This is a genomic window from Stenotrophomonas sp. As-7, assembly GCF_030291015.1.
Classification (GTDB): domain Bacteria; phylum Pseudomonadota; class Gammaproteobacteria; order Xanthomonadales; family Xanthomonadaceae; genus Stenotrophomonas; species Stenotrophomonas lactitubi.
The window spans coordinates 1,228,461-1,248,100 of sequence record NZ_CP127405.1; the positions used below are offsets into that span (position 1 = coordinate 1,228,461).

23 protein-coding genes are annotated in these 19,640 nt (G+C 67.7%); 12 read left to right on the forward strand and 11 right to left on the reverse strand.

Annotated features, from left to right (window positions below; genetic code table 11):
* Positions 1 to 22 precede the first annotated feature (22 nt).
* The 4 genes from QP457_RS05720 (at position 23) to QP457_RS05735 (ending at position 3,369) form a co-directional block, all read left to right on the forward strand.
* Positions 23 to 1,765 (forward strand): GGDEF domain-containing protein, encoded by a 1,743-nt coding sequence (locus QP457_RS05720; RefSeq protein WP_205404992.1) that lies wholly within the window; start codon positions 23 to 25, stop codon positions 1,763 to 1,765.
* 72 nt (positions 1,766 to 1,837) lie between these two features.
* Positions 1,838 to 2,281, forward strand: coding sequence for a hypothetical protein (locus QP457_RS05725; RefSeq protein ID WP_205404991.1), 444 nt, complete (start codon positions 1,838 to 1,840; stop codon positions 2,279 to 2,281).
* 11 nt (positions 2,282 to 2,292) lie between these two features.
* Positions 2,293 to 2,793 carry a GNAT family N-acetyltransferase gene (locus QP457_RS05730; protein WP_205404990.1) on the forward strand — a complete coding sequence of 167 codons (501 nt, stop codon included), beginning with the start codon at positions 2,293 to 2,295 and terminating at the stop codon, positions 2,791 to 2,793.
* Positions 2,794 to 2,937: 144 nt separating this feature from the next.
* A complete protein-coding gene (locus QP457_RS05735) occupies positions 2,938 to 3,369 on the forward strand; it encodes a pyridoxamine 5'-phosphate oxidase family protein (protein WP_205404989.1) in 432 nt (143 codons plus the stop codon).
* A 41-nt stretch (positions 3,370 to 3,410) separates the two neighbouring features.
* Here the strand turns inward: QP457_RS05735 and QP457_RS05740 are convergent, their stop codons facing one another.
* Both QP457_RS05740 and QP457_RS05745 read right to left on the reverse strand, forming a co-directional pair.
* Positions 3,411 to 4,796 (reverse strand): DUF2867 domain-containing protein, encoded by a 1,386-nt coding sequence (locus tag QP457_RS05740; protein ID WP_205404988.1) that lies wholly within the window; start codon positions 4,794 to 4,796, stop codon positions 3,411 to 3,413.
* An 11-nt stretch (positions 4,797 to 4,807) separates the two neighbouring features.
* Positions 4,808 to 5,119: a metalloregulator ArsR/SmtB family transcription factor gene (locus tag QP457_RS05745; protein ID WP_025873922.1), complete on the reverse strand. Its 312-nt coding sequence runs from the start codon at positions 5,117 to 5,119 to the stop codon at positions 4,808 to 4,810.
* A 131-nt stretch (positions 5,120 to 5,250) separates the two neighbouring features.
* Between QP457_RS05745 and QP457_RS05750 the strand changes: the two genes are divergently transcribed.
* From QP457_RS05750 to QP457_RS05775, 6 genes are all read left to right on the forward strand, one after another.
* Entirely contained in the window at positions 5,251 to 5,844 is a 594-nt protein-coding gene (locus QP457_RS05750; RefSeq protein WP_205404987.1) for a hypothetical protein, read from the forward strand.
* Between the two features lie 186 nt (positions 5,845 to 6,030).
* Positions 6,031 to 6,498 (forward strand): DUF2975 domain-containing protein, encoded by a 468-nt coding sequence (locus QP457_RS05755; RefSeq protein WP_205405121.1) that lies wholly within the window; start codon positions 6,031 to 6,033, stop codon positions 6,496 to 6,498.
* Complete coding sequence (locus QP457_RS05760) at positions 6,498 to 6,722, forward strand: helix-turn-helix transcriptional regulator (RefSeq protein WP_099819343.1); 225 nt, start codon at positions 6,498 to 6,500, stop codon at positions 6,720 to 6,722. Before QP457_RS05755 ends, QP457_RS05760 begins: the two co-directional genes overlap by 1 nt.
* Before the next feature lie 62 nt (positions 6,723 to 6,784).
* Positions 6,785 to 8,323, forward strand: coding sequence for a TerC family protein (locus QP457_RS05765; RefSeq protein WP_205404986.1), 1,539 nt, complete (start codon positions 6,785 to 6,787; stop codon positions 8,321 to 8,323).
* Between the two features lie 82 nt (positions 8,324 to 8,405).
* Positions 8,406 to 9,542, forward strand: coding sequence for a metallophosphoesterase (locus tag QP457_RS05770; protein WP_205405120.1), 1,137 nt, complete (start codon positions 8,406 to 8,408; stop codon positions 9,540 to 9,542).
* Positions 9,543 to 9,683: 141 nt separating this feature from the next.
* A complete protein-coding gene (locus QP457_RS05775; RefSeq protein WP_205405119.1) occupies positions 9,684 to 10,958 on the forward strand; it encodes an MFS transporter in 1,275 nt (424 codons plus the stop codon).
* A 4-nt stretch (positions 10,959 to 10,962) separates the two neighbouring features.
* Here QP457_RS05775 and QP457_RS05780 read toward each other — a convergent pair whose 3' ends face one another.
* Positions 10,963 to 11,910: a nucleoside hydrolase gene (locus QP457_RS05780; RefSeq protein WP_205404985.1), complete on the reverse strand. Its 948-nt coding sequence runs from the start codon at positions 11,908 to 11,910 to the stop codon at positions 10,963 to 10,965.
* Between the two features lie 149 nt (positions 11,911 to 12,059).
* Between QP457_RS05780 and QP457_RS05785 the strand changes: the two genes are divergently transcribed.
* Entirely contained in the window at positions 12,060 to 12,527 is a 468-nt protein-coding gene (locus QP457_RS05785; protein ID WP_286041299.1) for a hypothetical protein, read from the forward strand.
* Positions 12,528 to 12,552: 25 nt separating this feature from the next.
* A complete protein-coding gene (locus QP457_RS05790) occupies positions 12,553 to 12,891 on the forward strand; it encodes a hypothetical protein (protein WP_205404983.1) in 339 nt (112 codons plus the stop codon).
* Between the two features lie 92 nt (positions 12,892 to 12,983).
* Here the strand turns inward: QP457_RS05790 and QP457_RS05795 are convergent, their stop codons facing one another.
* From QP457_RS05795 to mdcC, 8 genes are all read right to left on the reverse strand, one after another.
* The gene (locus tag QP457_RS05795; RefSeq protein WP_099819348.1) at positions 12,984 to 13,703 is read right to left on the reverse strand and encodes a GntR family transcriptional regulator; all 720 of its coding nucleotides are present in this window, start codon (positions 13,701 to 13,703) and stop codon (positions 12,984 to 12,986) included.
* Between the two features lie 105 nt (positions 13,704 to 13,808).
* Positions 13,809 to 15,176: an SLC13 family permease gene (locus tag QP457_RS05800; RefSeq protein WP_205404982.1), complete on the reverse strand. Its 1,368-nt coding sequence runs from the start codon at positions 15,174 to 15,176 to the stop codon at positions 13,809 to 13,811.
* A gap of 117 nt (positions 15,177 to 15,293) precedes the next feature.
* Positions 15,294 to 16,214: a malonate decarboxylase subunit epsilon gene (gene mdcH / locus QP457_RS05805; RefSeq protein ID WP_205404981.1), complete on the reverse strand. Its 921-nt coding sequence runs from the start codon at positions 16,212 to 16,214 to the stop codon at positions 15,294 to 15,296.
* On the reverse strand, positions 16,211 to 17,068 hold the full coding sequence (gene mdcB, locus QP457_RS05810; RefSeq protein ID WP_205404980.1) for a triphosphoribosyl-dephospho-CoA synthase MdcB: 858 nt from the start codon (positions 17,066 to 17,068) through the stop codon (positions 16,211 to 16,213). Before mdcB ends, mdcH begins: the two co-directional genes overlap by 4 nt.
* Positions 17,065 to 17,715 carry a malonate decarboxylase holo-[acyl-carrier-protein] synthase gene (gene mdcG / locus QP457_RS05815; protein ID WP_205404979.1) on the reverse strand — a complete coding sequence of 217 codons (651 nt, stop codon included), beginning with the start codon at positions 17,713 to 17,715 and terminating at the stop codon, positions 17,065 to 17,067. The genes mdcB and mdcG overlap by 4 nt, the downstream gene beginning before the upstream one ends.
* On the reverse strand, positions 17,708 to 18,412 hold the full coding sequence (gene mdcE, locus QP457_RS05820; RefSeq protein WP_205405118.1) for a biotin-independent malonate decarboxylase subunit gamma: 705 nt from the start codon (positions 18,410 to 18,412) through the stop codon (positions 17,708 to 17,710). The genes mdcG and mdcE overlap by 8 nt, the downstream gene beginning before the upstream one ends.
* A 2-nt stretch (positions 18,413 to 18,414) precedes the next feature.
* On the reverse strand, positions 18,415 to 19,323 hold the full coding sequence (locus QP457_RS05825) for a biotin-independent malonate decarboxylase subunit beta (protein WP_205404978.1): 909 nt from the start codon (positions 19,321 to 19,323) through the stop codon (positions 18,415 to 18,417).
* Positions 19,320 to 19,640, reverse strand: a complete 321-nt coding sequence (gene mdcC, locus QP457_RS05830) for a malonate decarboxylase acyl carrier protein (protein WP_180163907.1) — start codon at positions 19,638 to 19,640, stop codon at positions 19,320 to 19,322. Before mdcC ends, QP457_RS05825 begins: the two co-directional genes overlap by 4 nt.

The following is a 19,640-nucleotide window of genomic DNA, read 5'->3' on the forward strand; positions in this document are numbered from 1 at the left end:
CCGCACGCCAGGGGATACATCGATGGGCCGCAGGGCATCGCCAAACGGACTGCAGACCTGGCTCTGGATCCTCGCAGGCCTGTTCGTGCTGTGCACGCTGCCGCTGATGGTCATTGCGCTGGTGCAGGGTACGCAGCGCTATACCGAAGCCGAGGCCAACCTGGTCAGCCTGCGGCAGCTGAGGCAGACCTCCGAACTGGCCAATCTGGTGTCGGCCGAGCGCGGACCGGCCAACAGCCTGCTCGGCGCCGACAGCACCGATGCGCAGGAGCAGCGCCGGTTGGCTGCACAGCTGGTGGTCGCCCGGCAGCGGGTGGACGCAGCGACGCAGCACCTGCAGAGCGTGTTCCAGACCGACCCGCGGGTGGTGGACGAAACACCACGCCTGCATGAAGCGCAGCGGCGGCTGCAGACCGCGCGCGCTGCGGTGGACCGCGTCGCCGCACTGCCCAGAGGCGAGCGCTCGGCAGAGGAGGTGGAGCACGCGATCAACAGCATGTTCGCGGTGTACGACCGGCTGCAGGCGCTGACGTCGGTGCAGATCAGCGACCTGGTCGCCGCTGATCGCGAAGCCGCGATTCCTGCCATGCAGGGGCAGATCCTGATCGACCTGCGCGAGCACGGTGGCCGCTTGGCATCCAACGTGATGGTGCCGCTGGCGGTGCCCGGCGCGTGGCGCGAGCCACAGGTGCGCGCTGCGCAGCAGACCCAGGGCCGCCTGCTGGAGCTGTGGCGGTTGGCGGCCAGCCACGAGTCTGTATTCCGCAGCGAGCCGACGCTGTCCTGGCATTGGGACATGGCGCGCCGGCAGTTCTTCGGCCAGTCGCTGCCGATGGTGGAACAGCTGATCGAAGATGGGCGGCGTGGGGTACCGCCGCCCTGGACGGCGGCCGAGTTCACCGCGCGCTACGTGCCCACCCTGCAATCACTGGAAGCGCTGCGCGATGGCTACCTCGGCGTTTCGATCGCGCGCTTCGAGCACACCCGCAACAAGGAAGCGGTACGCCTGGCCGTGCTGGCCGCCACGGTGCTGGGGACGTTGCTGCTGCTTGCGCTGGCCCTGCGCATCGCCCACGTGCAGATCCTGCGGCCGTTGCTGCAGGCGCAGGCGCAGGTGATCCAGATCGCCTCGGATGCGCCGGGCACCGAGCAGCATGCCACCCACCCGATGGCAGAAATGCAGCGCCTGTTCGATGCCATCGAGGTACTGCGGGCGAAGTCGCACCAGCGCTCGGCATTGACCCGTGAGCTGCGTGAGCTGGCCGACACCGATCAGCTGACCGGCCTGTTGAACCGGCGCTCGCTGGAAGAGCTGGTACGACAGCGGCATGCCGATGGAAGCACGCAGGCGGTGGTGATTCTGCTGGACGTTGATCATTTCAAGTCGATCAACGATGGGCAGGGCCATGCGGCCGGCGACGATGTACTGGTGCAGGTGGCGCAGTTGCTGCGCAGCCACCTGCGCCGCAACGACAGCGTCGCCCGTTATGGCGGCGAGGAATTCCTGGTGCTGCTGGCCGAAGGCGATCTGGCCAGTGGCCGGCAGCTGGCCGAGTCGCTGCGGGTGGCACTGCGCGGCAAGGGCATCGTGCTGGGCAGTGGCGAGATACTGCGGGTCACCGCCAGCTTCGGTGTTGCCCAGGGCACGCTTGACCCGATCGGCTGGCACGCGCTGGTACGCGCCGCTGACACCGCCATGTACGCGGCCAAATCGCTTGGCCGCGACCGGGTGCAGGTGGCTACGGGTGGGCGTGCGGTACGCTGAGGATAGCCTCGTTCATCGCCAGCGCACGTGCTGCTGCCTAGACTGGAGCCTCGTCAGCCGGAGGAGTACGCCATGACCCTGCGTTCCGTTGTGACTGCCACGCTGGTGGCGGGCCTGTTCGCTGGCTGCGCCAGCAGCGCACCGCAAGCCGATGCGGACGCCGATGCGCCGCGTCATCCTTCGATCGCTGCGGATGCCAGCCCGGTCCCGGCCTTCACCGGCGGTGGTGAAGGCTGGTCCATCGAGATCGCCTCCACCGGCAAGGGCAACCACGATGCCACGCTCACCGTTGCTGGCCGCAGCAGCGCAGGCACGCTGCGCTACCTCGGCCAACCGGCTGGTGCGCCCAGTTCGTTGACGGTGCTCAACGGTGAACTGGGCACGCAGCCGACCATCGTCGAAATCAAGCGCGAGCCCTGCCGCAATGCCGAAGGCGTGGATACATCGGCCAGCGTGCAGGTGACGGTTGAAGGCCAGCCACAGCGCCGCGGCTGTGGCTTCCTGGCCGTGTACTGACCGATCCACGCATGATCGACATCCCGTTGCTGGAAACACCCCGCCTGCGTCTGCGCGCGCAACGCCTGGACGACTTCCCGGTGTATGCCGCGTTCCTGGCCTCGCCGCGGGCGCGCGGCATGGGCGGGCCGTTCGGTGAGGTCGCCGCATGGGGACAGTTCTGTCACGACCTCGCCAGCTGGCATCTGTTCGGTCACGGCGCGCTGATGATCGAGCGCCGCGATACAGGCGAGTGCATCGGCCAGGTGGGTATCAACCATGGCCCGCTGTTCCCGGAACAGGAACTGGGCTGGCTGCTGTATGCCGGGCAGGAAGGGCAGGGTTTCGCCAGCGAAGCCGCCGCGGCGCTGCGTGATTGGGCGTTCGTGGTGCGTGGCCTGCCGACCCTGGTCAGCTACATGGCAGCGGACAACCACGCCTCGCAGGCCGTGGCGGTTCGCCTTGGCGGTGTGCTGGATGCGCAGGCGGTGCGCAGCGATCCGGACGATCTGGTGTTCCGCTATCCGCATTGACGGTGGATGGTCACTGCAGCGCGAGTGCGCTGCGCGCGGGAACGCCGCATAGGCTCACCGCGTGAAGAAACCGGCAGCAGCCATCCACGCCTCGGTCACCGCAGTGGGCAGACGCTGGGCGCCCACCTGTCGAAGGAACCACCCATGACTACGCTCACCCTGCCTGAACTGGCCAAGAAAATGGCCGGCATCGATTTCACCATGCTGCAGACTCACGCCAATGGTCAGATCGCCGGGCGCCCGATGAGCAACAACGGCGATGTGGACTACGATGGCGACAGCTGGTTCTTCACCATGGAAGACACCGACATGGTGCGCGAGATCAGCACCGACCCGAACGTGGCATTGGGTCTGACCGGCAGCAAGTCGCTGCTGGGCAAGCCGCCGCTGTTCGTGCACGTGCAGGGCAGGGCAACGCTGATCCGCGATCGCGGCACGATGGCCCAGCACTGGGTGAAGGACCTGGAGCGGTGGTTCGAACAGGGCGTGGATACGCCGGGTCTGGTGCTGATCCACGTACACGCCAGCCGCATCCATTACTGGGATGGCGAGGACGAAGGCGAGATCGTGGTCTGATCGCGGAACCCGCACAGGGCCCCGTGCCTTGCGTGCATGGGTCAGGAGTGCGCAGGCTCGCCGGACCACGCGGCCAGTTCCGGCGCCAGTGCATGTTCTACTGCGCGGCGCAGCAGGGCCGGCGCCACGTAATGCCGGTGCGCGCTGTCGATCATCGCCATGTAGAAGCGACCGAACGCATTGAGCGTCTGCACGCGCGAGCCCAGACTGATTTCGACCTGGCCGTCCTCGTTGAACTGCACGCGTACGCTGCTGCGGAAGCGCAGATGGCGGTCATCTGCACCGAGCAGCACTTCGGCACACCGGTCTTCCGCATCCACCTGCGCATCCAGTACCGGGAAACGACCACCGAAGACGCGGCTGCGGTCGCTGGACAGCAGTGACGACACCGGACAGCCCAGCGGGGAGGTGCGCAGACGCAGCGGCGCAACCAGGCGATTGCGCAGGGCCATCAAGCGGCCGACGCCGGCTGGCGGGTTGCGCAGGAATCCGTCCAGTACGTCGGCCAGCAGGGCGGAGGCGGAGCGGTGGCCGGTCTGCCCGCCGTGCAACGCCAGCGTGGTCGTGTCGTTGTAGTGACTGTGCGGCAGTGCGCTGGCGAGCAACCCCTGCGTCGGCGCTGCGCTGCTGCAGACCGGGTACGCCGGCGTCGCCCGTTCCACGAATCCGCGCAGTGGCTCCAGGCTGAGGCGGCGCAGCGGCCCGAGCAGCGTGCGCGTCTGCGCGCACAGGCGCGCGCGCAGGCTGGGTGCTGCTGCCTGCAGTGACAGCTGCAGCAACGGCGTGGCCGCCAGTGTGGTTGCGGTAGGCCAGTGCGCATCAGGCAGCACCTCGGTCAGGCTGGGAATGTCTGCGGCGTTGGCCTGTGCCTGTACGCGTGCGTGCTCGCTCATGGCCCCGGCCAGCTCATTGCTGTGGCACGAAAGCGCGAACAGGGCAGGGTGTGCCGGACTGTTCGAGGCGAACTGGTGCCAGGTGCCACCACCAAAGCGCACGGTGAACAGGCAGTCCGGTGGGATGCGGACCCGACGCAGTGATCGCAGGAAGTGTGCGGGATCGTCCGCCAGCTGCCCATCGGATGCGCTGGCAAACCGCAGTTCGGCACCTGCACTGCCGGCGATGGCGGTGAACATGCGCGGCCCGGCATGGCGATGGAAGGGATGGCCACCGGCACCCACCACGAAGCTGTACAGCGATGACGGATCGCCGTGCTGCAGGTGCATGCCACCCAACCGCGCCGAGGGCTCGTCCAGCGCATCGATGAAGGCCGGGTGGTGGCGCTGGCGCTGGCTGGCATCGCTCACCAGCGCATCGCCGGCACCTATGCCGAGCTGCGCGATCAGGGTGACTTCCACCGGGCCACCGCCGTCCTGTGCCGGAAGCTGGATACTCGGGAACGAACGGCTGGTGCGGGTCGAACCGGGCATCACAGTGCTCCTCAGCGGGCAGGGGTCTTGCGGCGTGCGCGCGCTTCGCGCTTCAGCGGGCCACCCACTGGACAGACTTCGGCGGCCCAGGAAAACAGCGTGTTGGCCAGGCGGTCGGGTACCTGCCGGAAGTACACGAACTGGCCGCGCTTCTCGCGTTCGATCAGGCCGGCGTCTTCCAGGATGCGCAGGTGGCTGGACAGTGCCGGCTTGCTGAAATCGAAGCGCTCGGCCAGCTCGCCCGCGCTGAGCTCGCCGGCGCTGAGGTAGGCCAGGATCTGCCGGCGTGCGGTGGAGGCCAGGGCTTCGAAGATGCGGTCCATGAGGTTGGTTAACTAATTCGTTAACTTATGTTCTCCCTGCGGCTGGGTGATGTCAAGCACGGGCGTGCCCGTTGCGTTCTGCCACCCGGCTTTGCCATCCTCCCCGCTGTTTTCCGTTCCCTGGAGTTCCGATGCGCCCTGCGCCCTGGCTGATCGCTGGCCTGCTGCTGCCGATCGTGGTGATGGCCCAGCCCGCGCGTGCGCCGAAGGCACCGGCGCAGGATCCCTTCAGCGAACTGTTCGACACCGCCTGCATGCAGCACATCGGCGCACCGGCGCGCCTGCAGTCGCTGATGGATGCCAACGGCCTGACCCCGCTGCAACCGGCCGAGGCGGCCACGTTGCTGCAGGGCCAGCCGGGCATGGCGTGGATGGTGCCGTTGGCCAGTGGCCGCTATGCGGTCAGCTGGGCCGACGATGGCACCTGTACCGTGTATGCCGAGAAGGCCGACCCGGCAGTGGTGCAGAAGGGCTTCGCGCGGCTGATGCAGGCCGCGCCGAAACCGCTGCAGATCCGCTCGCTGCCCTCGCGCGGTCCATTGTCCGGCGACCAGGTGGCGATCCAGTACGGCTGGGCAACACCGGGCGAAAGCAAGCTGCGCGTGCGCTTCCGGCTGGTTACCCGGCAGGCCGCCGAAGCGGGGGTGCAGGCGATGGCCTCGGCCACGCCGGGCGAAGCGATGCGCGAACAGGCCGCGCCGCCTGCATCCGCACCCGCCCGGTAACGGCGCCGGAGCGGAAGCGATTCAGCCAACAGCCCCCGGATGTGATATATCGTTTATCGATAAATACACCCCGGGGCGGCAGGGCCGCTCCACATCGGAGGCTGCTTGACCGTTCGTCCTGCCCGCGCCCTTCCTGCGCGCGGCTTGTTCACCCTGGCCCAGACCGCCGTGCAGGCAGTGCGTGCGATGTGCTGGCTGGGCATCCTGGCCGCGCTGCTGGCGGTGCCGCTGGTGGCCTACGACCGCAGCTGGCTGCTGGACAGCGTGCACGATGCACAGGCGGCGGCCATACACGGTTCGCATCTGTTCCTGCACTTCTGCGTGGGCCTGGCCGCCATCGTCGCGCTGCTGGTGCTGTGCCTGGTGTTCCTGCGCCACCTGGCGCGGCTGCTGCGGTCTGCGGCCAACGAACGCCCCTTCACCCATGCCAATGCCGTGCGCCTGCAACGCATGGCCTGGCTGATGCTGGCGATGGAGGTGTTGTCGATCGTGATCGGGCTCTACGCCAGCTGGATGGGGCCGGACTTCGCCTGGATGGAGGTGGGCGGTGGCATGTCGATCACCGGCCTGGTCGCAGTGCTGATGCTGTTCGTGCTGGCGCGGGTGTTCACCGTCGGCGCAGCGATGCGCGACGATCTGGACGGTGTGATCTGATGGCGATCGTCATCACTCTGGACCGCATGCTGCAGCAACGCGGCATGACCCTGTCCGAGCTGGCCGGTCGCATCGACATCACCCTGGCCAACCTGTCGATCCTGAAGACCGGCAAGGCGCGTGCGATCCGCTTTTCCACGCTCGATGCGATCTGCCGCGAACTGCAATGCAGCCCCGGCGACCTGCTCGGGCATGACCCGACGCAGGCGCAGGATGCGGATTGAACTTCGCCTCGCCGCACACCTGCACCGCACCACTTTCCCCTTACTGACGAAACGGACCTGAAATGGAATGGTTGGCTGACCCCTCGATATGGATGGGCCTTGCAACCCTGGTCGTGCTGGAGATCGTTCTCGGCATCGACAACCTGGTGTTCATCGCGATCCTGGCCGACAAGCTGCCGCCGCACCAGCGCGACCGCGCGCGGGTGATCGGCCTGGCACTGGCGCTGCTGATGCGGCTGGTGCTGCTGGCCGCGCTGGCCTGGATCATGAAACTGACCGAACCGCTGGTCACCCTGTTCGAGCACAGCTTCTCCGGGCGTGATCTGATCCTGCTGGGCGGCGGTCTGTTCCTGCTGTTCAAGGGCACGATGGAACTGCACGAGCGGCTGGAAGGCCGCGAGCATCACGAAGATGGCAAGAAGGTCTACGCCAGCTTCGCTATGGTGGTGGCGCAGATCGTGGTGCTCGATGCGGTGTTCTCGCTGGACTCGGTGATCACCGCCGTCGGCATGGTCGACAACCTCGGCGTGATGTATGCGGCGGTGACCATCGCGATGGTGCTGATGCTGCTGGCCAGCAAGCCGCTGACCCGCTTCGTCAACAAGCACCCGACCGTGGTGGTGCTGTGCCTGGGCTTCCTGCTGATGATCGGTTTCAGCCTGGTGGCCGAGGGCCTGGGCTACAAGATTCCGAAGGGGTACCTGTACGCGGCCATCGCGTTCTCGATCCTGGTGGAAGCGTTCAACCAGTGGATACGTTTCAACCGCGAGCGCAACGAGCAGCGCCAGCCGTTCCGCCAGCGCACCGCCGACGCCGTGCTGCGCCTGCTGGGCGCGCGCCAGGCCAATGGCCACGATGAAGAAGACGCCGATGAGCGCGGCACTGCCGAAGAACGCCTGCAGCCGGCCGAGCACGAGATGATCCGCAGCGTGCTGGGCCTGGCTGATCGCCCGGTGTCCAGCGTGATGACCGTGCGTGCCGACGTGCAGTGGATCGACATGGCGCGCGGTCACGACGACGTGGTCGCACGGCTGGTGACGTCGCCGCATACGCGGATGCTGGTGGGCGACGGTGACCTGGACAGCCTGCGCGGCGTGGTGCAGAGCCGCGACCTGCTGGCCGACCTGCTGCAGGGCAAGCCACTGCAGCTGGAAGGCAACCTGCGCGAGCCGCAGTACGTGCTGTCCAGCGCCAGTGCGTTGCAGGCCCTGGAGCTGATCCGCCAGCACCCGGTGCCGCTGGCGGTGGCGGTGGACGAGTACGGCAGCGTGGAAGGCCTGGTGACCGCCAACGACCTGCTGGCGGCCATTGCCGGTGATCTGGCCGATACCCAGGACGAGCGCTATGGCGTGGTCGCGCAGGGCGAGGACTGCTGGGACGCCGACGGCGCGCTGACGCTGGACGACCTGCAGCGGCTGGCCGGCGTGTCGCTGCCGCGCAGCGCGGACTACATGACCATCTCCGGACTGGTGCTGGAACAGCTGGGGCGCCTGCCCGACATCGACGACACGCTGGAGGTGGCCGGTATACGCATCACAGTGCTGGCGATGGAGAAGCGCCGCATCACGCGGCTGCGGGTGGAGCGCTTGCCCGAAGCGTGATGGCGCCGGGGCCGGGCCTGAGCCCGGCTCTATCCATTGCCATCTTCTGCCGTCACCATGGCGGGCCTGTTTGCCGTTCTGGATTGTCGTAGTGCTGAGTACGATTGGTTTTCTGATGGGCCTGTATGTGGCCTGGCGCCTGTTCTGGCCACTGCGCCTGCCCGTCTGGTTGAAGGTGGTGCTGTCCGTGCTGCTGGTCGGCATTGCCGTACAGCTGCGCATCGTCGCCAGCTTCTGGGGCACGATGGCCTCGCCGGAAATTCCGAAGATGGCCATCGCCACGCTGGCCACCGGCTCCACCGCGGTGCTGCTGCTGGCCCTGGCGCTGCTGGTGCTGGATGCCGGCCTGTTGGCTGCGCGCCTGTTGCGCGCACCGCGTGGCCTTTCTGCACTGCGCAACAGGGCGTTGCGCCCGTCTGCCGCGGTGCTGGCGCTGCTGCTCAGTGCCTTCGGTGTCAGCCAGGGCATGGCCGTACCCCAGCCGCGGCAGGTCGAGGTGGCCATAGTCGGCCTGCCGCAGGCCTTCGATGGCTACCGCGTGCTGCAGCTCACCGACATCCACGCAAGCCGCCTGCTCACCGGCGACTGGGTGCGCCAGGTCGTGGCGGAAAGCAATGCACTGCAACCGGATCTGGTGGTGATCACCGGCGACCTGATCGACGGCACCGTGCAGGCGCGCCGCAACGATTACACCCCACTGGCGGACCTGCGAGCGCCGGACGGGGTGATCGCCATCACCGGCAACCACGAGTACTACGCGCAATACAGCGAATGGATGCAGGCGTTCCGCGCGCTGCACATGCAGGTGCTGGAAAACAGCCACACCCAGGTGCGTCGTGGTGATGCCGCGCTGACCATTGCCGGGGTGACCGACCCCGTGGCCTCGCGCTATGGCCTGCCGTTGCCCGACCTGGAGGCCGCGCTGGCTGGTGCCGAACCGGCCGCGCCGGTGATCCTCCTCGACCATCGGCCACGCAATGCACGCGAAGCAGCTGCACGCGGGGTGAAGCTGCAGCTTTCCGGGCATACCCATGGCGGCCAGATCATCGGCATGGACCAGCTGGTGAAGCGTGCCAACGGCGGCTTCGTTTCCGGCCGCTATGCGGTGGATGGCATGACGCTGTACGTGAGCAACGGCGCCGGCCTGTGGGCGGGATTCCCGGCGCGCATCGGCGTGCCGTCGGAGATCACGTTGATCACCCTGCGTCGGGCACGGTGACACAGTGGGGTCGGGTCCCTTTGCGAACAGCAAAGGGACCCGACCCCGATTGCCACGGAAGGCGAGCATCCACGCATGGCGTGGATCTACTGCTTCGTCACTGCCGCCGTGACACCCTTCAGCGATGAAGGAAAACACGCAATGACGGCGGGGCGGCAGCGCTCGATGTGGGTGGCCGGCCTGTCCACGGTGGTGGAGTGGTACGACTTCACCCTGTACCTGTACTTCGCCACGGTGCTGTCGCGGGTATTCTTCGGCGGCGGCCAAGAGGCGATGCTGGTCACTCTGGCCGGCTTCGCGGTGTCCTATCTGATGCGTCCGCTCGGTGCGCTGTGCTTCGGCCACCTGGGCGACCGCCTGGGCCGGCGCTGGATGCTGCTGGCTTCGATGGCGCTGATGGCGGCGGCCATGCTGGCCACCGCGTTGCTGCCGACCGCCGCGACCGCCGGCGCGACGGCTGGCGTGCTGCTGTTGGTCCTGCGCTGCGTGATGGCATTCTCGGTGGGCGGCGAATACACCGGCGTGGTCGCCTATCTGCTGGAAAGCGCACCGGTACGACGACGTGGCCTGGTCACGTCGTTGGCTTCGGCGGCCAGTGAAGTAGGTGCGTTGCTGGCAGTGGCGATCTCCGCGCTCACGGTGGCGCTGTTGCCTGCGCCACAGCTGGACAGCTGGGGCTGGCGGATCCCGTTCTTCTTCGGCGCGGCGCTGGCACTGGTGATCCTGATCGCGCGTTCGGGCATGCACGAATCGCCGGAGTTCGAACGGCAGCGACGCGAAGGCAGCATTCCGGCCACGCCGCTGCGGCATGTCCTGCGCAACCATCCTGGTGCGGTGGCACGCACGTTCGCGATTTCCGCACTGGGGTCGATCACTTACTACGTAGGCATCACCTATGTGCCAGCGTTCCTGCACGCGCAGGGACACGACGAAGGCGATGCGCTGTGGCTGTCGACCATTGCAGCGGTGGCGGTGATCGCAATCACTCCGCTGTGCGGCGCGTTGTCCGATCGCTTCGGGCGGCGTCCGCTGCTGCTGGGGCTGACGGTACTGGCGGCGCTGCTGCCGTTGTCGATGTTCGGCTGGATGGCGTCTGCCGCGCCACTGGGCATCGTGCTCGCAGCAGTGGTGCTGGCCTGCGTGGCCGGTGGCATCAGTGCCGTGGCGGCACCGGCCACGGCAGAACAGTTCCCGGGCGAGGGCCGGGTCAGTGGACTGGCGTTGGGGGTAACCATGGCCACCGCGGTGTTCGGCGGGGCGACGCCGTGGCTGGCGCAATGGTGGGTGGAACGCAGCGGCTGGGCGGCGGCGCCGGGGGCGATGATCGCGCTGGTGGCGGTGCTGGTGCTGCCGGTGCTGTGGACGCTGCCGGAGACCGTGCCGAAGACCCGCCCCGTGTCCCGGGGCGGGCAGTGAGCGCTTAGACCTTCAGGGTCTGCTCGATGTCGGCCAGTACTGCAGCCGCATCGACGCCAATGGCAATCGACTGCAGCACGTGGTCGTCCCACACGCTGGGGCCGAAACCCATGCCTTCCGGCTTGGGAATGGTCATGCCGCGGGCGACGCCGTCGGTGGCCACGCGCACGCTGGCGCGCTCGAACTGGAACAGCTCCGGGCGGGTCAGGGCGATACAGGCGCAGCAGTCGTGCACGACCATGCCCTTGTGGCCGGCCTGCAGATAGAAGTCGACGTAGTCCTGCGACAGGGCGCGGACCAGTTCGGCATCGGCGCCACCGATGGCGGCCAGTTTGTCCAGGCCGTCACGGTCCATTTCCACGCGGGTGGTCACGTCCAGGCCGATCGCGGTCACCGGCCAATGGGCAGTGAACACGATGTCGGCCGCTTCGGCGTCGCCCCAGATGTTGGCTTCGGCCGCCGGAGTGATGTTGCCGTTGACGTGGAACGCACCGCCCATCAGCACAACGCCGCGCACCAGACCGGCGATGTCCGGTGCCTGCTGCAGGGCCAGCGCCAGGTTGGTCATGCGGCCGACCGCCACCAGGGTCACTTCGCCCGGATGGGCGCGCACCAGGTCGATGATCAGCTGGTGGGCCGGGCGGCTGTCGGCGGCCACATCCAGGGCCTCCGGCACCGGGTGGTTGCCCAGGCCGTTGTGGCCATGGATGTGCACCGGCCAGGCTTCCGGGGTGGCTTCGGGCTGCAGCGGGCCTTCAGCGCCGCGCGCGATCGGCGCGGACAGGCCCCAGGCCTGCTTCAGGTACAGCGCGTTGTGGGTGGTCGACTCCACCGAGGCATTGCCGAAGGTGGTGGTGACGCCGATCAGGTCGATCTGCGGATGCTTGTGCAGGTACAGCAGCGCCAGCGCGTCGTCGACGCCCGGGTCGGTATCGAAAATGACTTTCAGCATGTTGTTGTTCTTCTTCTTCCGTGTGGTGCAGGGGGGCCGGCGGCCCCGAGGGCAGGCCGGCGCGCCCTACATTGTCCCATCTTCATGACAGGCAGGGCCAACCGGCGGCGGTGGTATCGTCTGCGGGCCCAAGGACGGAGAGAGAGCCGATGACGTTACGACCGCTGTTGCTTGTCGGGGGGCTGGCGTTGGGGTATCTGGCTGGAGCATCGCCGGCATCGGCAACGTCCGTGGCGCCCAGACCATTGCAGGCGCTGGTGGCAGAGGCCGAGGAAATCGTTGTAGCCAAGGTGCTGGGGGTGGAGATGGTCGACGGTGCTGGCCGGCCAGTGACCGACGTCAAGGCGCTCACCGGACCGGGTCTGGGCAACCAGATCCATCTGGTGCTTCAGGTCAATGAGGTCCTGCGACCGCAGAAGGGTGGGCTGCGCGGGACTCTGCGGGTGCCCTTGTGGACCATGTGGCACGATTCCCTGGCGGCGGCCCGCGATCGCGAAACGGGGCGGGAATGGATCTTCCTGCTCAAGCGTGATGGCCACCAACCCGTATACCCGGTTGATTTCCAATGGCCGCTGCAGGAACGCGGCCGGATCCAGGCGCTGATGGCGTCACCCTGAAGATCCCAATACAAGGAGCTGCGCCATGCTGGCTGTGACCCTCGTCCTGATTGCCCTGGTGCTGGGGCTGAACCTGGTGGCCAGCTTCGTGGTGCTGGGGCGCGACGACCTTCCCGTCAGCAGCCGCGCCGGGCAGCTGCTGGTGGTGTGGCTGATGCCGCTGGTCGGCGCGATCGTATGCATGGCAATGGCTACTGCCGATGGCTCACCCGCACGGGGCGATGGCAGTGGCAGTGGGCCCGCCGATTTCTCCGGCGGCTATTCCGGAGACAGCAACAGCCACCACAGCTACAGCAGCTCGGACTGCGGCAGCGGCGACAGCGGTGGCGGTGGTGACGGCGGCAGCTGCGGCGGCGGTGATTGACGCGAGGTTCCAGGTTGCCGGCCAGCGGCCGGCACTACCGTGGCTTGGCCTCGCGGGGGGAGTGCCGGCCGCTGGCCGGCAACCCCATGAACTCAGCTTCCGCCTTCGGTCGGCAACGGCGCGGGCACGTTCAACAATCCGCCGCTGGCCACATACGCGGCCAAGGCCTGGCCCTGGCTGAGCAGATGCCGTTCCATCGTGCGTTCGGCGGCCGCGGCATCGCGCTGGCGGAAGCACTCCATCAGTTCGCGGTGTTCGGCCAGCGACTGTGCGGTGCGCCCCGGGGCCAGCAGCTGGCGCCCGCGATGCATCTTCAGGATGCGGTGCAGGTCGTGGGTGATGCGGATCAGCCACGGATTGCCGGCGTAATGCTGCACCGTCTCGTGGATGAGGTAGTTGTTGCGGTAGTACTCGGCGATGTTGCCGTCTGCGGCGGCCGTTTCCATCGCCGCGTGCAGTTCTTCCAGCTGCTGCACGCCGGCGTCGTCGATGTGCTTGACCGCTTCATGCGCACAGCGGCCTTCCAGCATCGCCATCACCGGGAACAGCTGGTTGAGGTCTTCCAGCGTGAGCCGGGTGACCCGCGCGCCTCGTCCGGCATCGATCTGCACCAGGCCTTCGGCGGCGAGCAGCTTCAGCGCTTCACGCAGCGGCGTGCGGCTGATGCCCAGTTCCTCGCACAACGCCGGCTCGTCGATCCACTCGCCCGGGGGCAGGCGGTAGTCGTAGATCCGCTCGCGCACGTGTTCGGCCACCTCTTCGTACAGAGGGGCGCGCTTCTTCGGAGTACGCGGAGCGGGAGCGATGGCCATGCGGAAAGTGTAACGCCAGGTAGAGCCGGCCGCTGGCGGGCAACCCATGATCGCTGGATGGCTTCATGAGATTGCCGGCCAGCGGCCGGCACTACCGTTGGCTGGTTACATCCAGCCCGGCACCACGAACACCAGCCAGGCCAGCAGTGGGCCGAATGCCACCACCAGGCCGCTGTAGACCAGGAAGCGGCGGAACAGCGTTTCGCGCTCTTCCTTTGCGGCCGAAGCCACCACCAGTGCGCCGTTGGTCGAGAACGGACTGACATCGACGATGGTGGAGGACACGGCCAACGCACAGATCACGCCAGCGGCGCTGAGATGGCCCTGCATCAGGAACGGCACGGCCAGCGGAATGGTGGCACCCAGCACTGCTGCCGACGAGGCGAACGCGGAGACGATGCCACCCACGTAGCAGACCAGCAGTGCGCCCAGCAGCGGGATGCCGATGCTGGAAACACCGTGGCCGATGAAGTCCACGGCACCGGCATGTTCCAGCACACCGATGTAGGTGACCACGCCGCAGATCAGCAGGACGGTGGACCAGCTGATGCCATCCACCGCACCCTTTTGGCTCTGCGGCGACAGCAGTGCCAGCACCACCGCAACGGTGATCGAGACCAGACCGACGTTGAGGTTGTAGATCAGCGCGGCCACGCCCAGGCCGAGCAGGCCGATCAGGGTGAACAACCGCTCGCGGGTCAGGCCCACCGCATCCAGTGCCACCGGATCGTTGGACAGGGTGCCACCACCGGCCGCGACCAGCGCGCCGTGGCCTTCGATGGCGAACTGACGCGACGAGGCCTGCGGACCACCGGCCATCGCCAGTTCCGCGGTGCCGACGGTGCCCGCAGCAGTGATTGAGCCGCGACGCAGCAGCGCGATGCCGCCGAAGGCGAAGAAGCAGATCGTGGCCATCATGAAGTTGAAGCCGAGGCTGGTCAGGAACACGGCCATCTCGGTGACTTCCAGCCCGGCCTTCTGCACCACGCCATTGGTGATGCTGCCGTACACGCTGATCGGCGAGAAGCCACCCGCCTGCGCGCCATGGATCACCAGCAGGCCCATCATCAGCGGGTTGATGTGGTACTGCTTGGCAAAGCGCAGTGCGACCGGGCCGATGATCGCCACTGCGGCCGGGCCCAGCGCGCCGAAGGCGGTCAGCACGGCGGTGATCACGAACATCACCCACGGAATGGCCACGATATGGCCGCGCACTGCTTTCACCGCCCAGTGCACCAGCAGGTCGATGGTGCCGTTCTTCTGCGCGATCGCGAACAGGTAGGTGATGCCGACCAGGGTCAGGAACAGGTCGCCCGGGAAGCCAGCGAGGACTTCCTTGCCCCCCATGTCGACCCAGAGACCACCGATGATGAAGGCCAGCGCGAAGGCGACGGCACCCATGTTGATCGGCATCGCAGTGGCGACGATGAACATGATCACCAGACCGATGATCGTTGCAATTTGTGGAGTCATGCGCCCTCCCAGACACCTGATTCGCGTACTGCACGGATGGAAGCCCGCCATCCCCGGGTATGGCCTGTTACGTACTGCGCGTTACGTACTGCTCAAACCCGCTACCGCTCAACCCCGCTACTGCAGCCGCTGCAGCGCGCTGCGGACCCACGCCGCCGCGCCGTCCAGGCTCTGGAATTCCTCGATCGCGCGCACCTCGCAGCACGGATAGGCCGGGGCGATCATGCGTGCCAGCGCGTTGCCCGGGCCCAGCTGCAGGAACACGCGCGCGCCGCGCTCGAAGGCCTGGCGCATCACCTGTGCCCATTCGATGGTCTGCGCCAGCTGTGCGGACAGCGTATGCACCGTCGTCGTGGTGTCGCGCACCGGCCGTGCATCGATGCCGGCCAGCAGTGGCAGGCGAGGGGCATGCAGGGTGGTCGCCTGCAGCGCCGCGGCAAACGGTGCGACTGCCGCCGACAGCAGTGGCGTGTGCGCCGGCACATGCACCGGCAACGGGCGCACCTCCGCGCCCTGCGCGTGCGCGGCAGCGGTCAGCGCATTCAGTGCCTGCTGCGTGCTGCCAACGATGAAGTGATCTGCGCCGTTGGCGATGGCCACGTGCGCGCCGTACGTGTCGCACAGCGGCTGCAGCGTCTGTCGATCCAGGCCGAGGATGGCCTGCATGCCCGCACCGGCGGGACTGGCAGCATCCATCAGGCGCGCGCGCTGGGCCGACAGCGAAAGGCAGGTGCTGGCATCGAAACTGCCAGCAATGGCGTGCGCCGCCAGTTCGCCGATGCTGTACCCGGCCAGCACGATCGGGCTCGGCAGGGCGTCGCGCAGGACATGCCATTGCGCGATGCTGGCGGCGCACAGCAGCGGTTGCGCCTGTGTGTTGTCGAAGCGGTCGTCGGCGGCTGCGGCAGCGAACACGTCGCGTCCCAGCACATCACCCGCCGCGTCCAGTACCGCGCGTGCAGCGGCGATGCCACGCACGCGGTCGAACATAGCCGGATGCTGCGCACCCTGTCCGGGGCAGAGCAGGGCCAGGCTCATACGCCCTCCTGCTGCAGCAGGAACCAGGCGCAGGCCAGCAGATCGGCACTGCCACCCGGGCTGAGCCGACGCGTCACGAACGCATCGCCCATGGACTGCAGGCGCATGCGCCAGTCCGGCGCGAAGGCGCCGCCCGAGGAAAGGAAGGTGGTTGCCTGTTGTTGCGCCCAACGCAGGCCCTCGGCGCCACCACGGTGCAGCAGGTTCAGATCGTCCACCTGCGCCATCAGCTGCATCAGCGTATGGCACAGCGCGGCGTCGCGCGGCAGGCCGCTGTGCAGCGCATGGCGCAGGGTCGGCAGGGCCAGCTCGCGCAGTACCGGGTAGCCGGCGGCAGCCTGCTCGCGTACGCCGCTGACCCCATGGCGTGCACGCGCGCGCTGTCCCGGGCTGTGCGGGTCCAGTGGCGCCGCGATGAGCGCGTCGTTCCACTGCTGGACCGCCAGACACACCTGTGCACCGGATACAGCATGGCCATGCACGCGTCTGCGCTCAGCAGCGGCGGCCACCAGCAGGCCAAGGCTGAAGATCGCGCCGCGATGGGTGTTGATACCGGCGGTGGCGGCCAGCATGGCCGTTTCGGCGGCAATGCCGTGATCGCGCAGCACCGTGAAGGGGGCACCCGCGGCACCGGCCCTGGCCACCGCAGTGAAGTAGTGGCGCAGGGCGAACAGGCTGCGCAGGAAGGTGCTGGCATCCATGTCGTCATGGCTGCCACTGTTGAACGGCGTGACCAGGCCCGGTTTCGGGGCGCAGGCCAGCTCGGTGTGCAGGCTGGCAATGGCCAGCCGTCCCAGGCGTGCGCTGTCGACCATCGTGCCGTGTGCGGGCAACTGCTTGCGGGCGGCAATCATGCGATCGCCTCGCGCGTGGCGAACAGCGTATCGCGCGCTTCCAATGCGGCTCCGTCCAAGCGCTTCACCAACACCTGGCGACTGCGGCCGGCAAGTTCGCGCCAGTTCACCGCGCCACCATCGGGCAGGCACAGCTCGCCATCAAGGCGATGCGGATGGCGGCTCTCCCATGCCAGCAACTGCGCGATCAGCGCTTCGGCCTGCGCGGCGTCGGTCACCTGCCACAGCAGGTCGGTGTCCGAACGCTCATGCACGTAGGGCAGGGCGGTCAGCCATTGCCAGGCGAAGGCGCCGAACACACGGGCCGGGGCCAGTGCCTGCAGGTCGTGAAGCGATTGCTGCCACGCCTGCGGAACCACGGCGTCGCCTGCCGCCAGCAGCTCACTCAATGCCGGCGGTGCGTGCATGCGAGCGACGTCGTGCAGCGGTACGCGCAACGACAGCCTCTGCTTGCCTTCGGCCGGTGGCAGTGGAACGCCCAGTCGCAGGCGCGGATCGGGATCATCCGCCGCACGACGTGCCACTACGGCAGGGAAGCCGTGCGCCAGCCACGCGGCAAGGCGCGGCTCGTGCGTGGGCACGTCGGCCCGCCAATCGGCATCGACCGACAGCCAGACCAGCGTATGCCGGGCGGGTCGCTCAGGCATTGCCCTGGCTCACTGCAGTGGCCACCCGCGCAGCCAATGTACGGCCACCCCGTTCGGCGCCAAGCGCGGCGCGATGGTCACCGTCGGCGGGTGCGCGCAGTGCTTCCAGCAGGTGACGCGCCAGGTCGCCATCCCACAGCGATTGCACTGCGCCCATCGCCACGTAGTTCTCCACGCCCGGCGCGAACACAGGCGAGGTCAGGCTCAGCGCCTGCAGTTTTTCCAGCGGCTGCTTGGTCACCCTTGCCATCGCGCGCAGGTCCATCACCCACACCTGTGCATCGGGCAGGGCATGGATGTGGTCAGCCATCAACCCGAACGACAGGAAGCCACCGCTGACCGATTCGCCGTAGACCAGCGTGACCAGGCGCGCACCACGACGGCGGGCCAGGTCCAGGGTCTGTGCGAGGTGGGCGAAGTAGCCGTTGATGCCCAGCAGTTCATCGCGGCGCGCCAGGCGCTGGCCGGCGGTATCGACCAGCATCACGATCGGACGCTGCGGATGTGCAGCGGTGCTGGCCAGCACGGTGTCGGCCAGCACCAGCGCATGGTCAACGCCCACTTCGATCTTGTCGGTGGTGCCGATCACGGTCACCTCGCCGTCGTCGGTGGTCGCTGTTCCGGTCAGTACCGAATCGTTCACCGTGATTGCGTGGCCACGCGGGAACAGCGCGTCCAGCAGTGTAGTCAATGGCATGCTCATGGCAGGCTCCGGTGCGCGGTGGCGGCAAGGAAGGCATCGGTTTCCAGCAGCGCCAGGCGTTCTGGATCTGCAATGCCCTGGCGCGCCCAGATCTGCAGTCCATCGTTGCAGTCGCCCCATGCTTCCACGCGCGCTTTCAATGTGGCGTGGCGTGCCTGCAGCGCGGCCAGCGCTGCGTCGGTGTCGGCGCTGGCGGTGTCCAGCTGCAGCGCATCAAAGGCCGCCTGCGCAAACGCGCCGATCGCATCGGGCACCAGTACCTGCGCCTGGTCGATCAGGTAGCGGTGCTTGCCACCGGTCACCCGCCACACCAGTGCGCGGTCGCGCGAATCGAATTCCTCCACGCCGCGCACGGTCTCGATCACCTCTGGGCCGGACAGCGACAGCCGTCCCTCCTCGGACATGATCACCGTGCTGCAGCAGCGGGCGACGATGCCCATGCCGCCGAAGGCGCCGTTGCCACTGCCGATCAGCGCCACTACCGGTACACCGGCTGCACGCGCACCCAAGGTGGCGCGCATGATTTCGGAGATGGCGATCAGGCCGGCGTTGGCTTCGTGCAGGCGCACACCACCGGTATCGAGCAGCAGCAGCACGCCATCGGGATGGGTGGTTGCCGCGCGGCGCAGCAGGCCGGTCAGCTTGGCGCCATGCACCTCGCCCACGCCGCCGCCCATGAATTCACCCTGCTGCGCGGCCACCAGCACGTGTTTATCGCGCAGGCGTCCCTCGCCGACGACGATGCCATCGTCGAAGGCGGCTGGTTGGTCGAGCTGCGCCAGGTGCGGGCTGATGGCGCGCTGGGCCGGACCGAGAGATTCGCGGAACGATCCCGCATCGAGCAGCCCGGCGATGCGCGCGCGGGCATCGGCTTCGTAATAGCTGTTGCGCTGTGCGTGCGTCATGGCTTGCCTCCGGCATGCAGGGTCTCAACCGCCTGGTCCAGGCGCAGGCTGACCACGGCCGGTGTGGCGCCGGCATCGTTGATCGACACGCGTACATCGCGCAGGGGGTGACGCTGGGCGAAGTCGGCGATCACCGCCTGCCATACCGTGCCGAAGCCACGCGCGGCGGTGATGATGCGCACCGTCATCGCACCGTCCAGGTCGGCCGGTTCCAGCAGGATTTCCAGGTTGCCCGAGGCCAGTACGCCCACCAGCACGGCATCGGTGGGGAAGCGCACAGGCGTCGTGCCGTCGAATCGATAGTCGAGGGTTTCCAT